Source organism: Neisseria sp. 83E34 (assembly GCF_001308015.1).
In the GTDB taxonomy this organism is placed as follows: Bacteria; Pseudomonadota; Gammaproteobacteria; order Burkholderiales; family Neisseriaceae; genus Neisseria.
The window spans coordinates 190,530-204,583 of sequence record NZ_LGYH01000005.1; the positions used below are offsets into that span (position 1 = coordinate 190,530).

15 protein-coding genes and 1 riboswitch are annotated in these 14,054 nt (G+C 51.3%); of the genes, 5 read left to right on the forward strand and 10 right to left on the reverse strand.

Annotated elements, in window-relative coordinates; translation table 11 throughout:
• Positions 1-24: 24 nt before the first annotated feature.
• Complete coding sequence (purH, locus tag AKG09_RS06815; protein WP_054618701.1) at positions 25-1,602, forward strand: bifunctional phosphoribosylaminoimidazolecarboxamide formyltransferase/IMP cyclohydrolase; 1,578 nt, start codon at positions 25-27, stop codon at positions 1,600-1,602.
• A 199-nt stretch (positions 1,603-1,801) separates the two neighbouring features.
• Here purH and AKG09_RS06820 read toward each other — a convergent pair whose 3' ends face one another.
• Both AKG09_RS06820 and AKG09_RS06825 read right to left on the reverse strand, forming a co-directional pair.
• Positions 1,802-2,347 (reverse strand): DNA-3-methyladenine glycosylase I, encoded by a 546-nt coding sequence (locus AKG09_RS06820; protein WP_054618702.1) that lies wholly within the window; start codon positions 2,345-2,347, stop codon positions 1,802-1,804.
• A gap of 119 nt (positions 2,348-2,466) precedes the next feature.
• Positions 2,467-2,865 carry a hypothetical protein gene (locus AKG09_RS06825; RefSeq protein ID WP_156320812.1) on the reverse strand — a complete coding sequence of 133 codons (399 nt, stop codon included), beginning with the start codon at positions 2,863-2,865 and terminating at the stop codon, positions 2,467-2,469.
• Positions 2,866-3,030: 165 nt separating this feature from the next.
• On the opposite strand from AKG09_RS06825, the gene AKG09_RS06830 reads away from it, so the two are divergent.
• Together AKG09_RS06830 and AKG09_RS06835 are read left to right on the forward strand one after the other, a co-directional pair.
• Positions 3,031-3,471, forward strand: a complete 441-nt coding sequence (locus AKG09_RS06830; protein WP_054618704.1) for a glyoxalase/bleomycin resistance/extradiol dioxygenase family protein — start codon at positions 3,031-3,033, stop codon at positions 3,469-3,471.
• A gap of 79 nt (positions 3,472-3,550) precedes the next feature.
• Positions 3,551-3,901, forward strand: a complete 351-nt coding sequence (locus tag AKG09_RS06835; protein ID WP_054618705.1) for a DUF1801 domain-containing protein — start codon at positions 3,551-3,553, stop codon at positions 3,899-3,901.
• Between the two features lie 74 nt (positions 3,902-3,975).
• On the opposite strand, the gene AKG09_RS06840 is transcribed toward AKG09_RS06835, so the two are convergent.
• The 5 genes from AKG09_RS06840 to aldA form a co-directional block, all read right to left on the reverse strand.
• On the reverse strand, positions 3,976-4,665 hold the full coding sequence (locus AKG09_RS06840) for an aspartate/glutamate racemase family protein (RefSeq protein WP_054618706.1): 690 nt from the start codon (positions 4,663-4,665) through the stop codon (positions 3,976-3,978).
• Complete coding sequence (locus AKG09_RS12335; protein WP_255351131.1) at positions 4,662-4,793, reverse strand: hypothetical protein; 132 nt, start codon at positions 4,791-4,793, stop codon at positions 4,662-4,664. The genes AKG09_RS06840 and AKG09_RS12335 overlap by 4 nt, the downstream gene beginning before the upstream one ends.
• A gap of 26 nt (positions 4,794-4,819) precedes the next feature.
• Complete coding sequence (gcvH, locus tag AKG09_RS06845) at positions 4,820-5,203, reverse strand: glycine cleavage system protein GcvH (RefSeq protein WP_054618707.1); 384 nt, start codon at positions 5,201-5,203, stop codon at positions 4,820-4,822.
• Positions 5,204-5,304: 101 nt separating this feature from the next.
• Positions 5,305-5,883: a DJ-1/PfpI family protein gene (locus tag AKG09_RS06850; RefSeq protein WP_054618708.1), complete on the reverse strand. Its 579-nt coding sequence runs from the start codon at positions 5,881-5,883 to the stop codon at positions 5,305-5,307.
• 183 nt (positions 5,884-6,066) lie between these two features.
• Positions 6,067-7,509, reverse strand: coding sequence for an aldehyde dehydrogenase (gene aldA / locus AKG09_RS06855; protein WP_054618709.1), 1,443 nt, complete (start codon positions 7,507-7,509; stop codon positions 6,067-6,069).
• Between the two features lie 583 nt (positions 7,510-8,092).
• On the opposite strand from aldA, the gene AKG09_RS11905 reads away from it, so the two are divergent.
• A complete protein-coding gene (locus AKG09_RS11905; RefSeq protein WP_156320813.1) occupies positions 8,093-8,257 on the forward strand; it encodes a hypothetical protein in 165 nt (54 codons plus the stop codon).
• Positions 8,258-8,423: 166 nt separating this feature from the next.
• On the opposite strand, the gene gcvT is transcribed toward AKG09_RS11905, so the two are convergent.
• On the reverse strand, positions 8,424-9,524 hold the full coding sequence (gene gcvT, locus AKG09_RS06860; protein WP_054618710.1) for a glycine cleavage system aminomethyltransferase GcvT: 1,101 nt from the start codon (positions 9,522-9,524) through the stop codon (positions 8,424-8,426).
• Positions 9,525-9,686: 162 nt separating this feature from the next.
• Positions 9,687-9,783: riboswitch (glycine riboswitch) on the reverse strand.
• A 227-nt stretch (positions 9,784-10,010) separates the two neighbouring features.
• On the opposite strand from gcvT, the gene AKG09_RS06870 reads away from it, so the two are divergent.
• Positions 10,011-10,496: an Lrp/AsnC family transcriptional regulator gene (locus AKG09_RS06870; protein WP_054618712.1), complete on the forward strand. Its 486-nt coding sequence runs from the start codon at positions 10,011-10,013 to the stop codon at positions 10,494-10,496.
• Between the two features lie 229 nt (positions 10,497-10,725).
• Here the strand turns inward: AKG09_RS06870 and pntB are convergent, their stop codons facing one another.
• Entirely contained in the window at positions 10,726-12,108 is a 1,383-nt protein-coding gene (pntB, locus tag AKG09_RS06875; RefSeq protein WP_054618713.1) for a Re/Si-specific NAD(P)(+) transhydrogenase subunit beta, read from the reverse strand.
• A gap of 10 nt (positions 12,109-12,118) precedes the next feature.
• Positions 12,119-13,654 carry a Re/Si-specific NAD(P)(+) transhydrogenase subunit alpha gene (locus AKG09_RS06880; RefSeq protein ID WP_054618714.1) on the reverse strand — a complete coding sequence of 512 codons (1,536 nt, stop codon included), beginning with the start codon at positions 13,652-13,654 and terminating at the stop codon, positions 12,119-12,121.
• Between the last annotated feature and the right edge of the window lie 400 nt (positions 13,655-14,054).

Genomic DNA, 14,054 nt, shown 5'->3' on the forward strand with positions numbered 1-14,054 from the left:
CGACCCAACCCATAAGGAACCAAAATGGCAACCGTAAAACGTGCCCTCATCAGCCTGTCCGACAAAACAGGCGCCGTAGAATTTGCCCGCGCATTAAGCGAAATGGGTGTTGAAATCCTTTCCACCGGCGGCACCGCCAAGCTTCTGGCCGACGCAGGCGTGCCCGTGGTAGAAGTAGCCGACTACACCGGCTTCCCCGAAATGCTCGACGGCCGCGTCAAAACACTGCACCCCAAAATCCACGGCGGCATCCTCGGCCGCCGCGATTTGAGCGAACACGTTGAAAAAATGAAAGAACACGACATCGGCAACATCGACTTAGTGTGCGTCAACCTCTACCCCTTTGCCGCCACCATCGCCAAGCCCGGCTGCACGCTGGAAGACGCGATAGAAAACATCGACATCGGCGGGCCCACCATGGTGCGTTCCGCCGCCAAAAACTGGAAACACGTTGCCATCATCACCGACAACGGCGACTTTACCCCCGTCATCGAAGAACTGCAAAACAACAGCGGCAAGCTGAGCGACAAAACCCGCTTCAACCTCTCGCGCAAAGCCTTCAGCCATACCGCCCAATACGACGGCATGATTTCCAACTACCTCACCAGCGTGTGCGACGAAAAACTCAGCGGCGAGCCGCAAATCAACGAATTTCCCGCCCAAATCAACCAAAGCTGGATCAAAGTGCAAGAAATGCGCTACGGCGAAAACCCGCACCAGCAAGCCGCGTTCTACCGCGATTTCTACCCCGCTGCCGGCAGCCTTTCCGCCTATACCCAGCTGCAAGGCAAAGAATTGTCCTACAACAACATCGCCGACGCCGATGCCGCATGGGAAGCCGTGAAAGCCTTCGACCAACCCGCCTGCGTGATTGTGAAACACGCCAACCCCTGCGGTGTGGCCGTGGCAAACGACACGCTCACCTCCTACAAACTGGCCTTTGCCACCGACACCACCAGCGCATTCGGCGGCATTATCGCGTTTAACCGCGAAGTGGACGCCGACACGGTAGAAGCCGTAACCGGCCAGTTCCTCGAAGTGTTGATGGCGCCCAAGTTTACCGACAAAGCCAAAGAAATCATCGCCGCCAAGAAAAACGTGCGCGTACTCGAAGTGCCACTGATGGCCGGCGCCAACCGCTTCGAACTCAAACGCGTGGGCGGCGGCCTGTTGGTGCAAACGCCCGACATCCACCGCATCAAACGCGACGATTTGAAAGTGGTTTCCAAACGCCAGCCGACAGAGCAAGAGTGGCAGGACTTAATGTTTGTGTGGAACGTGGCCAAATTCGTGAAATCCAACGCCATCGTATTCGGCAAAGGCGGCCAAACCTACGGCATAGGCGCCGGCCAGATGAGCCGTGTCGATTCCACCCGCATCGCCGCGCGTAAAGCGCAAGACGGCGGTTTCGACCTCAACGGCGCCTGCGCCGCCTCCGACGCCTTCTTCCCCTTCCGCGACGGCATCGACGTGATTGCGGAACAAGGTATCAAAGCCATCATCCACCCCGGCGGCTCCGTGCGCGACGAAGAAGTGTTTGCCGCAGCCGACGAGCACGGCATCGCCATGGTGCTCACAGGCGTGCGCCACTTCCGCCACTAATACCCGCATAAACAATGCCTGTCTGAAAACTTTTCAGACAGGCATTTTGTATTGTTGGCAAGGCATGACAATAAACTTAAAAATCAACACACCCGTCATACTCGGGCTTGACCCGAGTATCTCGAGTTTCAGTAACTTTAGGAGATACTCGGGTCAAGCCCGAGTATGACAGTATCGTTATTATGTAAGTCGATTCACTCTATTCCAGCCATTTCGGCTGCCGCTTCAACACCTCCTCATAAACCGGGCAGCTTACCGCATGCGCGCCGGGCAAATACCCCGTGCTCATCAGAAACTCTTTCACAATCTCGCCGCCGACAAACTTAAAATGCTTTTTAAACAGCTTCACCCATTCAGACAGGCCTCTCGGGTGATGCGCGTCCAGCCAGTTCTTAAACGAACCGTATTCCTGCTGCAAAGCCAAAATCCGCCCGGCATTATAAATGGCCGCATTGATTTTCAAACGGTTGCGGACAATGCCCGCATCATTCAGCAAACGCCCGCGGTCGGCTTCGGTGTAAGCCGCAACGGCGGCAATGTCAAACCCCGAATAAGCCGAGCGAAACGCCGCCTGCTTCTTCAAGATTAACGTCCAACTCAACCCGGCCTGATTGATTTCCAACACCAGCCGCCCAAACAATTCATTGTCGTCATCAATCGGAAAGCCGTACGCACAATCGTGATAATGCTTGTTCGGATTATCCGTATCCGGCGGCAGCGAGTTGGCAAAGTCGCAATAAGTCATTTCAGACAGGCCTTTTATATAGACAATGTTATCGACACACAGTAACGACGTGATTAAACCATCATCATAACAATAGGAGGGCATCGTTTATTACGCCCTCCCGATTCTTGAAACAAAGATTAATACGTCGCTTTCTGCCCCAACCCTGCCGACTTGCAATAATTGCCGTGATCCGACCATTTGGCGCGCTCGCCTGAAAGGGGGCGGCCGCCGGTCGCATAATTATCACAGGCGGGATTAAAATGTTTGGTGGCAGAATGGTCAGGATAAGGTTTGACAGTCAAATTATCCGTATCGAGATAACTGCATGCGCTTAATAAACACACGCAAAGAGCAGCCGAAAGCCTCTTTGCCGCCGTCGTTTTGGCGGCGGCACACATTGCAGATGCAGAATACAAAAAGGTCTCCAAGCGATTCGCACAGGCAAAGTCCCGATTCGGATTTCCGCCCTTATCCTCAAGCAGGGGAAGATTTCCCGAAATGTATTCTGATTTTTGCACCTTATTTTGCCGCATCATCAAGCTCCTACGCTAAATTTGTCAAATCCGATTAACTGGAAAATAGTTGCATGCATTTTCTTCATGCGTCGTCGTGACCTTAAAAAATCTCTACTTGTCTTTGATGTTTTTTTTATGATAATTAAGAACAGTTAACTTATACAAAACTCAAATTAGGAGAAGACCATGAACCAAAAAGTAAAAAATCTGCTAAAAATAAGCAAATTAACACCTGTTGTTGCGGTGGAAAATGTACAGAAAACTGCCGAATTTTATACCAAACATTTAGGTTTCCAATTGGCTTTTGCCGTTCCCAATCACGATGCGGTGGAGCAACTCTTTGAAAATGGCAAAGAATATCGTTATGCAATGCTGAAATCAGGGGAATTAGAGATAGCATTTCAGCGACTAGATACTTTTCAAAACGATATTCATTTTGCTAAAAATCAGCCTATTGGGGCTTCGGTCTCTTTTTATATGGATGTTGATAATATCGAAGATTTATACAATCGGTTAAAGTCTGAAAATTTGGAAATTACCGAACTGAAAACTACTTGGTATGGAGTTCTCGAATTTTATCTAAAAGACCTAAACGGATACACCTTGGGATTTGCCCAACCAGCTTAAAATCAATCCAATGAATTTCGTGTTATTAGTTGAATTTAAGAACAATTGATTTATACAAAACTCAAATCAGGAGAAAACCATGAACCCAAAAGTAAACAATCTACTGAATGACTGGAAAATTGCTAATCCCGCCTTGTATGAAATTGTCAATAGTGTGCGCACGAGAATATTGCAACTGGCAGGTACAGTAGACGAAGAAGTGAAATATGGCGGTATTCTGTTTGCCGCACCTGAACCGTTTTGCGGCATTTTTGTTTATAAGCAACATGTATCTGTGGAATTGAGTCATGGCGCCGAGATAGTAGACCCACACGGTTTATTAGAAGGAAAAGGCAAAGGCCGTCGTCATTTGAAATTACATACGCTTGAAGACGTAGAAAATAAGTATTTGACGGATTACTTACGATTGGCGCAAAAAGCAGCAGAATAAGTGGAATACCGCCTTTTTGTTCGCAGGATTTACGTTTTTATACCGATTTATGATGGCCCTGCTGCAAAACAAGTTCACCCCAACGCAAAATCCACCGCCGCCAGCGCATGGATTTCTGCGCTGTCAAACACGGGAATCGGACAATCCTGCCGCTTGAGCAAAAGTCCGATTTCGGTGCAGCCGAATATCACGCCTTGCGCGCCCTGCTCTTTCAGACAAGCAATAATGTCGAGGTAAGCGCGCTTGGCAGCCGGCTCAAAGCGGTTTAGGCACAGCTCCTCGAAAATGATGCGGTGGATGGCGTGCTGCTGCGTATCTGCGGGCACCAATGTTTCAATACCGTGTTGTTTCATACGCTCGGTATAAAAACCGTCGCTCATGGTGAAACGTGTGCCGAGCAGGCCGACGGTGTTCAACCCTTGCGCTTTAACGGCTTCGGCGGTGGCATCCACCACATGCAGCAAAGGGATACCGACTGTGCTTTGTATGGCGTCGGCAATTTTGTGCATGGTATTGGTGGCCAACACCAACACATCCGCCCCCATACTTTCGAGTTTACGCGCGCTTGCCGCCAAAATTCGGCCGGCGCCCGCCCAATCGCCCGCTTTTTGCAGGCGCACAACGGTTTCAAAATCAATGCTGTGCATCACGATGTCGGCGCTGTGGTTGCCGCCCAAACGGGCGTTCATTTCGCGGTTGATGATTTGGTAATACGACACGGTGCTTTCAGGGCTCATGCCGCCGATGATGCCTATGGTTTTCATGATATGCCGCCGGATGGTTTTTCAGACAGGCATTCGTCTCCCATGAAAGCTTGATGCCTGCCTGAAAAATATAAATCAACTGTAAAGCGGGCTTCCTTACCCGCCGTCTCTTGCAAAAAAGCGGGCAAAAATGCCCGCCCTATTCTGGTTGCTATTAAGCGATTTCCGCAGCGTATTGCTCGGCAGTCAGCAAGCCGTCCAAATCAGCCGCGTTAGCCGGTTTGATTTTGAAGAACCAGCCTGCGCCGTAAGGCTCGCTGTTGGCCGTTTCGGGCGCGTCTACCAAATCCTGGTTGATTTCCACCACTTCGCCGGCAATCGGTGCATACACATCGGAAGCGGCTTTCACCGATTCCACCACACCGGCCTGCTCTTCGGCAGCCAGGTTCGCACCTACTTCGGGCAGCTCCACAAACACAATGTCGCCCAGCAGCTCTTGCGCATGCTCGGTGATGCCCACGGTTACGGTGCCGTCTGCTTCCAGACGCAGCCATTCGTGGCTGGATACATATTTCAAATCAGCAGGAATATTGCTCATGGTTTGTTCTCCGTTGGTTGAGACGGGCGGAACGGCCGCCGCGATGGTTAAACAGTTTTTTCAGACAGGCATTGTATCAAGATGCCTGTCTGAAATAAAAATCAAATCTTAATTTCCGCACCCAAAAGCTTCACAAACTGTGCCAGCCATGCCGGATGCGCCGGCCATGCGGGCGCGGTAACCAAATGGCCGCTGGTTACGGCATCGGTAACCGCAATATCGGCATAATCGCCGCCTGCCGCGCGCACGTCGGGCGCACAAGCCGGATAAGCCGAACAGCGCCGCCCTTTCAGAATATCCGCCGCCGCCAAAAGCTGCGCGCCGTGGCACACTGCGGCAATCGGTTTTTCAGCCGCATCAAACTCGCGCACAATCTCAATCACGCGCGGATTGAGCCGCAAATATTCCGGCGCCCGGCCGCCGGGAATCACCAAACCGGCATAATCGGCGGTGTTTACTTTGTCGAAATCATAATTCAGCGCAAAATTATGGCCGCGCTTTTCGCTATACGTTTGCTCGCCTTCAAAATCATGCACCGCCGTCGCCACCGTGTCGCCCGCTTTTTTATCGGGGCACACGGCATGAACTTCGTAGCCCAATCCCAGCAAAAACTGAAACGGCACCATGGTTTCATAATCTTCGGCATAATCACCCGCCAACAGCAGGATTTTCTTGCTCATTGTATTCTCCTTGTTATTGTTTGTGTTTTCAGACAGGCATATCAGTAAAATGCCTGTCTGAAAAATGTGGCTGTTTACCACTCGTTTTCCAACTCATTGCGGCAGGTTGGATTAGGCAAAACCGTATCCGACACGTTGTTTCCGCTCGGCTACGGCCCGGCAGCCCAATCTGCCCGAGGAAGTTTAAATATTGGTTTCCAGATAAACCATCTGTGTTTGCAGATACTCTTCCAAACCGTGTTTGCCGTCGGCACCGCCGATACCCGATTTTTTCCAACCGGCATGGAAACCCTGCATGGCCTCGAAGTTTTCACGGTTGATGTAGGTTTCGCCGAATTGCAGGCGGCGGGTTACATAGAAGGCTTCATTCAGATTGGTGGTGTACACCGAGCTGGTAAGGCCGAATTCGCAATCGTTGGCCAACGAAACGGCTTCGTCCAGCGTTTCAAAAGTGGCAATCGGCAGCACGGGGCCGAAGGTTTCCTCTTTCATGATGTCCATGCTGTTATCGACATCGGTCAACACCGTCGGCTCGAAGAAATAACCTTTGCCCTCGGCACGTTTGCCGCCGCATACCAGCGTCGCACCTTGAGAAACGGCGCGCTGCACTTTTTCCGCCACTTCTTTCACCGCGCGCTCTTCAATCAGCGGCCCCATTTCCAACGCACCTTCAGCCGCCTCGGCAGGATTGCCGAAACGCACGGCTTTCATGGCGGCGGTCATTTTCTCGATAAATTGATCTTTAACGCTCTTATGCACATACACGCGTTCGGCGCAGTTGCAGATTTGGCCGGTATTGCCCACGCGCGAAGCCACGATCGACTTCACCGCCAAATCCAAATCGGCATCTTTCAACACCAGCGCAGGCGCTTTGCCGCCCAATTCCAGCGACACTTTGGTGATGTTTGCCGAAGCCGCTTCCATCACTTGGCGGCCGGCTTCCACCGAACCGGTAAGGCTCACCATCGCCACTTGCGGATGCGATGCCAACGCATTGCCGATTTCCGCGCCCGGGCCGTTCACCACGTTGAACACGCCCGCAGGCAGGCCGACGCTGTGCACGATTTCGGCAAAAATATGGCAATTGATCGGCGTAACGCTGCTGGGCTTAACCACAATCGTATTACCCGTAACCAGCGCAGGCCCCATTTTGCGGGCAATCAGGAAAAACGGGAAATTCCACGGCAAAATACCGCCGATCACGCCCAACGGACGCTTAAACAGGAAAATATTCTCTTTCGGACGGTCGCTCTGAATAATCTCGCCCTCATAACGGCGCGCCCATTCCGCCTGATAATCCAAATAATCGGCGGTAAACATCACTTCAATACGCGCCAAATCTTTAGTTTTGCCGCCTTCGGCCACAATCGTATCCGTCAACTCGTCGGCACGCTCGCGGATGCCCGCCGCGATTTTACGCAGATACGCACCGCGCTCCACCGCCGGCACACGCTCCCACGCAGGCTGCGCCGCATACGCCGCCGCCACCGCTTTTTCCACATCGGCACGGCTGCCCTTCGGCTCCTGCGCAATCACCGCCTCGGTAGCCGGGTTCAACACATCGCGGTAGCTGCCTGCAAAATCAGACACAAACGCACCGTTGATATACATCGCTAATTGTTTCATGCTGTTACTCCTTTTTCCTTTGTAGTGTCGGATAAATTTTACGGGTATGTGTGGTTTGGGTGTAAAGCGGAAACGGCTCTTTTTCTTGTAAATCTTTTTCTTATAAAGTGATTCAAGCTGTTTTCAGACGGCATCGTAGAAACAGATGGATATAGGTTTCGTTAAGAGGCCGTCTGAAAGTTTAGTGTTGGTAAAACAATTCTTGCTTGCCTCGCGTAGGGTGTGCGGCTCAAGCCGCGCACGCGTTCTCAACCATTCCCAACCAACGCGTGCGTGCCGGTAGCACGCACCCTACTCGCTGTATGGCCAACCAATCAGTAACAGCAAACACAGGGAACCAAACAACTTGCAAGCTACGCTGCCCAAATGTAGGTCGGATTCTTGAATCCGACAAAATAGGGAAATTCCCTGTTCAAGAAAAATAATTCAGACAGCCTTGAAGGATTTGTCGGATACAAGTATCCGACCTACACTTGCTTGTAAAGTGATTCAAGCTATTTTCAGACGGCATCGTAGAAACAGATGGATATAGGTTTCGTTAAGAGGCCGTCTGAAAGTTTAGTGTTGGTAAAACAATTCTTGCTTGCCTCGCGTAGGGTGTGCGGCTCAAGCCGCGCACGCGTTCTCAACCATTCCCAACCAACGCGTGTGTGCCGGTGGCACGCACCCTACTCGCTGTATGGCCAACCAATCAGAACAGCAAACACAGGGAACCAAACAACTTGCAAGCTACGCTGCTCAAATGTAGGTCGGATTCTTGAATCCGACAAAATAGAGAAATGCCCTATTCAAGAAAAATAATTCAGACAGCCTTGAAGGATTTGTCGGATACAAGTATCCGACCTACGCTTGCTGAACCACTTTTCTTTTCAGACGGCCTCTTCATACTCAAGGCCGTCTGAAAACTCCAAACCTCAATCAAACTGCTTCTGCCCATTCCGTACAAACGGCAGTTTCAACACGCGCACGTCCACTTCTTTGCCGCGAATCACCACTTTGGCGGCGTCGCCTTCAAACGTTTTGGGCACGCGGGCAATGGCGATGGATTGTTTCAGGCTGGGGGAAAACACGCCGCTGGTGGTGATGCCTTTGCCTTGTTCGGTAACGACTTCCATGCCTTCGCGCAATACGCCGCCTTTGGCCAACAGCAGTCCGACTTGTTTCACGTCCACGCCTTTTTCTTTGAGGGCGACGAGGGCGGTTTTGCCGATGAAGTCGCGGTTTTCGTCTTTCAAGTCCACCGTCCAGCCCATGCCGGCTTGCAGGGGGCTGGTTTCGTCGTTCATATCGTGGCCGTAGAGGTTCATGCCGGCTTCCATGCGCAGGGTGTCGCGTGCGCCGAGGCCGCAGGGTTGTACGCCGGCTTCGCGCAGCGCGGTAAAGAAGGCGGTGGCTTCGGTACCGGGCAGGATTACTTCTACACCGTCTTCGCCGGTGTAGCCGGTGCGGGCGACAAACCAGTCGTTGCCCAAATCTGCGCCTTGGAAGGGCTTGAGCGCGTTGACGGTTTCGGCCCATTCGGGTTTGACGGCGAGCAATTTTTCAATGGCTTTGGGGCCTTGTACGGCGAGCATGGCGAGGTCGTAGCGGGGGGTGATTTCGATGCCGAAGGCTTCGCCGACTTTGGCAAATTGTGCCAAGTCTTTTTCGCGGGTGGCGGCGTTGGATACGATGCGGTATTGGGTTTCGGCTTCGTTGGTGCGGTAAACGATGAGGTCGTCCATCACGCCGCCGTTGTCGTTGAGCATGGCGGAATAGAGGGCTTTGCCGACGAATGAAAGTTTGGCTACGTCGTTGGCGAGCAGTTTTTGCAGCCATTGCTTGGCTTGGCTGCCTTTGATGTCGGAAACGAGCATGTGGGATACGTCGAACATGCCTGCGTCGGTGCGCACGGCTTCGTGTTCTTGGATTTGCGAGCCGTAGTTGACGGGCAGCTCCCAGCCGGCAAAATCGACGAGTTTGCCGCCTGCTTCTTTATGGGCTTGGTTGAACGGGGTGGTTTTGAGGGTAGTCATGTTTCAGGTTCTCCGAATAGGGGGAAATGGCCGCAACACATCTATGCGGTTGCTTTTCACGCGCCCCTATCTGTCCTTTAACCTGAGATTTTCGGCCGGTTTGAAGCATTCAAACGCCTTTTCCCCTTCGGTGGGCGCTGCTGCGCCGCTCTCCAGATGTTTGTGATAAATGCAGTCCTTTTGCCTGAGCGATTTAAGGGTGTCTGCGCCTTCGGCGGTTACTGTGTAATCTGATGTAACGCTCTCCTGCACGGGGGTGATTATGGCTAAAATCACCCTCAGCGGCAAGATTTTCATCAAGAAAAATCATGCCTGATCTGCATATGATTGATGCTGACAGTTTGTGTCTTAATCTGTCCGACCAAAAAAACATATAATTTTAAAAAAAAATAATTTTTTAAACTATTGTGCGTTAAATAAAATTATCATATATTTGGATTCCCGCACTCTACATTGTCTACATTAAAAGAAAAAAAGGATGAAACCATGCCACAAACCGTAACCCTAGATAAAACCGATCTGAAAATCCTGCAAGTTTTGCAGGAAAACGGCCGCTTAACCAACGTGGAGCTTTCAGAGCGCGTTGCACTCTCCCCCTCACCCTGCTTGCGCCGCTTAAAACAGCTTGAAGACGCAGGCATTATCCGCCAATATGCCGCGCTGCTTTCCCCCGTGGCGGTTCAACTCGGTTTGCAGGCTTTTATCAGGGTTTCTATCAATAAAGCCAGCGAAGCGCGCGATGATTTCGCTGCTTCGGTGCAAAGCTGGCCCGAAGTATTAAGCTGCTTTGCGCTCACCGGTGAAACAGATTATCTGCTGCACGCTTTTTTCACGGACATGAACGCTTTCTCACATTTCGTGCTCGACACCCTGCTCTCCCACCCCGGCGTGCAAGACGCCCAATCCAGCTTTGTGTTGAAAGAAATCAAAAAAACCACAGCCCTGCCGCTGGGGCATTTGCAAAAGGATTAACGCCTGTCTGAAAAAGCAATGCCTGTCTGAAAGTTTTTCAGACAGGCATTAAATTTAAAAAACACACCTCGTCATATTCGGACTTGCCCCAAGTATCTTAAATGCCAATCGCTTTCGGATATGCCCGGGCAAGGCTGAGTATGACAGATGTACTTTAATGAAACTGGTTCAATACAGAAATGCCTGTCTGAAAAGTTTCAGACAGGCATTTTGTTTGCTCGAAGCGGCTTTATTTCTTCAATTCCGCCAGAATCTCATCCACAGTCGCTTTCGCGTCGCCGAAGCACATCACGCTGTTTTCATTGAAGAACAGCGGATTTTGTACGCCTGCGTAGCCTGTGTTCATCGAGCGTTTGAACACCACCACCTCTTTGGCCTTCCACACTTCCAATACCGGCATGCCAGCAATCGGGCTGTTCGGGTCGGTTTGGGCGGCGGGGTTCACGGTGTCGTTCGCGCCGATGACCAGCACCACGTCGGTTTCGGGGAAATCGTCGTTGATTTCGTCCATTTCCAACACGATGTCGTAAGGCACTTTGGCTTCGGCCAGCAATACGTTCATGTGTCCGGGCAGACGGCCTGCTACGGGGTGGATACCGAAGCGCACTTCCACGCCTTGTTTGCGCAACAATTCGGTGATTTCAGCAACGGGGTATTGCGCTTGGGCAACGGCCATACCGTATCCGGGCGTGATGATCACTGAATTTGCGCCTCTGAGCATTTCGGCTACTTCGGCGGGTTTCACTTCGCGGTATTCGCCAATTTCACCTTCTGCTGCTGCGGAAGAGCCGTCGGTGCCGAAGCCGCCTGCAATTACGGAAATAAACGAGCGGTTCATGGCTTTACACATAATATAAGACAGAATCGCACCGCTTGAGCCGACCAGCGCACCGGTAACAATCAGCAAATCGTTGGAAAGCATAAAGCCCGCCGCCGCCGCTGCCCAGCCTGAATACGAGTTCAGCATGGAAACCACCACCGGCATGTCTGCACCGCCGATAGAAGCCACCAAGTGCCAACCGAAAGCCAATGCGATGGCGGTCATCACAATCAGAGCCAACCAGCTGCCGTCAGCCGATACAAACACCAGCATCAGGATAAACGACACCACCAAAGCGGCCAGATTCAGCTTGTGTTTGTGCGGCAGTTGCAACGGCGCGCTGCTGAGTTTGCCGTTCAGTTTGCCGAATGCCACAATCGAGCCGGTAAAGGTTACGGCACCAATGAAAATGCCGAGGAACACTTCAACCAAATGAATGGTGTGCATATCGGAGGATACATTGCCCGATTCGATAAAGCTGTTAAAGCCCACCAACACGGCCGCCAAACCCACAAAGCTGTGCAGCAAGGCAATCAGCTCGGGCATTTCGGTCATTTCCACTTTTTGGGCTTTGTAAACACCGATAGCCGCACCGATGACCATAGCAATGATGATCCAGCCCAAGCCTGCGGTTTGTTCGCTGAACACGGTGGCAATCAGGGCGATAATCATACCGGCGATGCCGTAATAGCAGCCGTTTTTGGCGGTTTCCTGTTTCGACAGGCCGGCCAATGAAAGAATAAATAAGATTGCGGCGACGATATATGCCGCGGTAACTAATCCTAATGACATTCTCGCCTCCTTAACCTTTACGGAACATATTCAACATACGGCGGGTAACGTAGAAGCCGCCGAAGATATTGATGCTGGCAATCAGCACGGCAATAAAGGCGAGGGACGACACCACGCCGTTACCCTGCCCGATTTGCAGCAACGCGCCCACCACGATAATGCCGGAAATGGCATTGGTTACCGACATCAGCGGTGTGTGCAGCGAATGGCTCACGTTCCACACGACGTAATAACCGATTACGCAAGCCAGCACGAATACGATAAAGTGGTTTAAGAACTCGGCAGGCGCAACGGCACCCATCCACAATACCAACACTGCACCGATTACGGCCGGAGCCAGTTTTTTCCATGTCGGAACGGGTTTCGGCTCGGGTTTTGCCACAGGAGCGGCTTGCGATTGCTGTTGCGGCGCGGCGGAAACCTGAATGGCGGGCGGCGGGAAAGTGATTTCGCCCTCTCGGGTAACGGTCATGTTTCGGATAATCACGTCTTCAAAATCCAGCGCGATTTCGCCGTCTTTATTCGGGCTTAACAGCTTGCTCAAGTTCACAAGGTTGGTGGCGTAAAGCTGTGAAGATTGGCCTGCCAAACGGTTGGCCATATCGGTATAGCCGATGATTTTCACACCGTTATCGGTAACGAACAGCTCGCCCGGTTTGGTCAGCTCGCAGTTGCCGCCGGTGGCCGCCGCCAAATCGACAATCACCGAACCCGGCTTCATGCTTTCTACCATTTCTTTGGTAATCAGCTTCGGCGCAGGTTTGCCCGGAATGGCCGCAGTCGTGATGATGATGTCCACTTGTTGGGCTTGCTCGGCAAACAGTTTCATTTCCGCCGCGATAAACTCTTCGCTCATCACTTTGGCATAACCGTCGCCGCTGCCGCCGGACTCTTGCGGGAAGTCGAGCTTCAGGAATTGGCCGCCCATTGATTCGATTTGTTCGGCCACTTCCAAACGGGTATCGAATGCTTTAACTATTGCGCCTAACGAGTTTGCCGTACCAATCGCCGCCAAACCCGCTACGCCTGCACCAATCACCAGCACTTGCGCTGGCGGCACTTTGCCCGCAGCGGTAATCTGGCCGGTAAAGAAACGTCCGAACGCATTCGCTGCTTCAATCACAGCGCGGTAGCCGCTGATGTTCGCCATAGACGACAACGCATCCAACGCCTGTGCGCGAGAAATACGCGGCACCATATCCATCGCCAGCACGTTCACTTTTTGATCAGTGAGTTTTTGCACCAGTTCGGGATTTTGTGCGGGCCATAAAAAGCTTACCAATGTTTGGCCTGCACTCAAATATTCAATTTCAGTTTCAGATGGCGCGTTCACTTTATAGATCAACGGGCAAGACCACACTTCGGCTGTGTCAGCTACCGTTGCTCCGGCAGCCTCATATGCCGCATCGTCCAAACTGGCTGCCAAACCCGCGCCTTTTTCCACTACCACTTCAAAACCCAACTTTTGTAGCTGAGTTACAGTTGAAGGGGTACCGGCAACGCGTGTTTCCAGCGCCAATGTCTCCTTCGGAATGCCGATTCTCATAATTAAATCCTTTAATAGATTAAAAAATTAAACAAGCTAAAACCAAGAATCTAATTTGTAAATTAATTACAAAATTTATTTAATTGCTCAAAATTTTGTTACACCTTTGTTATAACGAATTTAGCAGCCGCTGACAATACTTATAGCTGAAAAACTTAATACTTAGCTAGCCGTAGACAGTATGGATAATCTAGAAAATCGGGGCAATACAGTGGGATATGAATTTTGTAAGCGTTTTAGCTTCCCTATAGCAAATAAACTTAGCTTTTGCTACAGCGGAAAAGAGAAGTTAAAGAGATGCTCTGCCCATACCAATGTTTAAGGAGATGAACTGTTAAGCATAATTCCAAATAAAGATGCCTGTCTGAAAATTTTCAGACAGGCATCTCTACATGAACAA

Coding starts and splice junctions, on each gene's coding strand:
- purH (WP_054618701.1), top strand. CDS start 25: ATGGCAACCGTAAAACGTGCCCTCATCAGCCTGTCCGACAAAACAGGC.
- AKG09_RS06820 (WP_054618702.1), bottom strand. CDS start 2,347: ATGACTTATTGCGACTTTGCCAACTCGCTGCCGCCGGATACGGATAAT.
- AKG09_RS06825 (WP_156320812.1), bottom strand. CDS start 2,865: ATGATGCGGCAAAATAAGGTGCAAAAATCAGAATACATTTCGGGAAAT.
- AKG09_RS06830 (WP_054618704.1), top strand. CDS start 3,031: ATGAACCAAAAAGTAAAAAATCTGCTAAAAATAAGCAAATTAACACCT.
- AKG09_RS06835 (WP_054618705.1), top strand. CDS start 3,551: ATGAACCCAAAAGTAAACAATCTACTGAATGACTGGAAAATTGCTAAT.
- AKG09_RS06840 (WP_054618706.1), bottom strand. CDS start 4,665: ATGAAAACCATAGGCATCATCGGCGGCATGAGCCCTGAAAGCACCGTG.
- gcvH (WP_054618707.1), bottom strand. CDS start 5,203: ATGAGCAATATTCCTGCTGATTTGAAATATGTATCCAGCCACGAATGG.
- AKG09_RS06850 (WP_054618708.1), bottom strand. CDS start 5,883: ATGAGCAAGAAAATCCTGCTGTTGGCGGGTGATTATGCCGAAGATTAT.
- aldA (WP_054618709.1), bottom strand. CDS start 7,509: ATGAAACAATTAGCGATGTATATCAACGGTGCGTTTGTGTCTGATTTT.
- gcvT (WP_054618710.1), bottom strand. CDS start 9,524: ATGACTACCCTCAAAACCACCCCGTTCAACCAAGCCCATAAAGAAGCA.
- AKG09_RS06870 (WP_054618712.1), top strand. CDS start 10,011: ATGCCACAAACCGTAACCCTAGATAAAACCGATCTGAAAATCCTGCAA.
- pntB (WP_054618713.1), bottom strand. CDS start 12,108: ATGTCATTAGGATTAGTTACCGCGGCATATATCGTCGCCGCAATCTTA.
- AKG09_RS06880 (WP_054618714.1), bottom strand. CDS start 13,654: ATGAGAATCGGCATTCCGAAGGAGACATTGGCGCTGGAAACACGCGTT.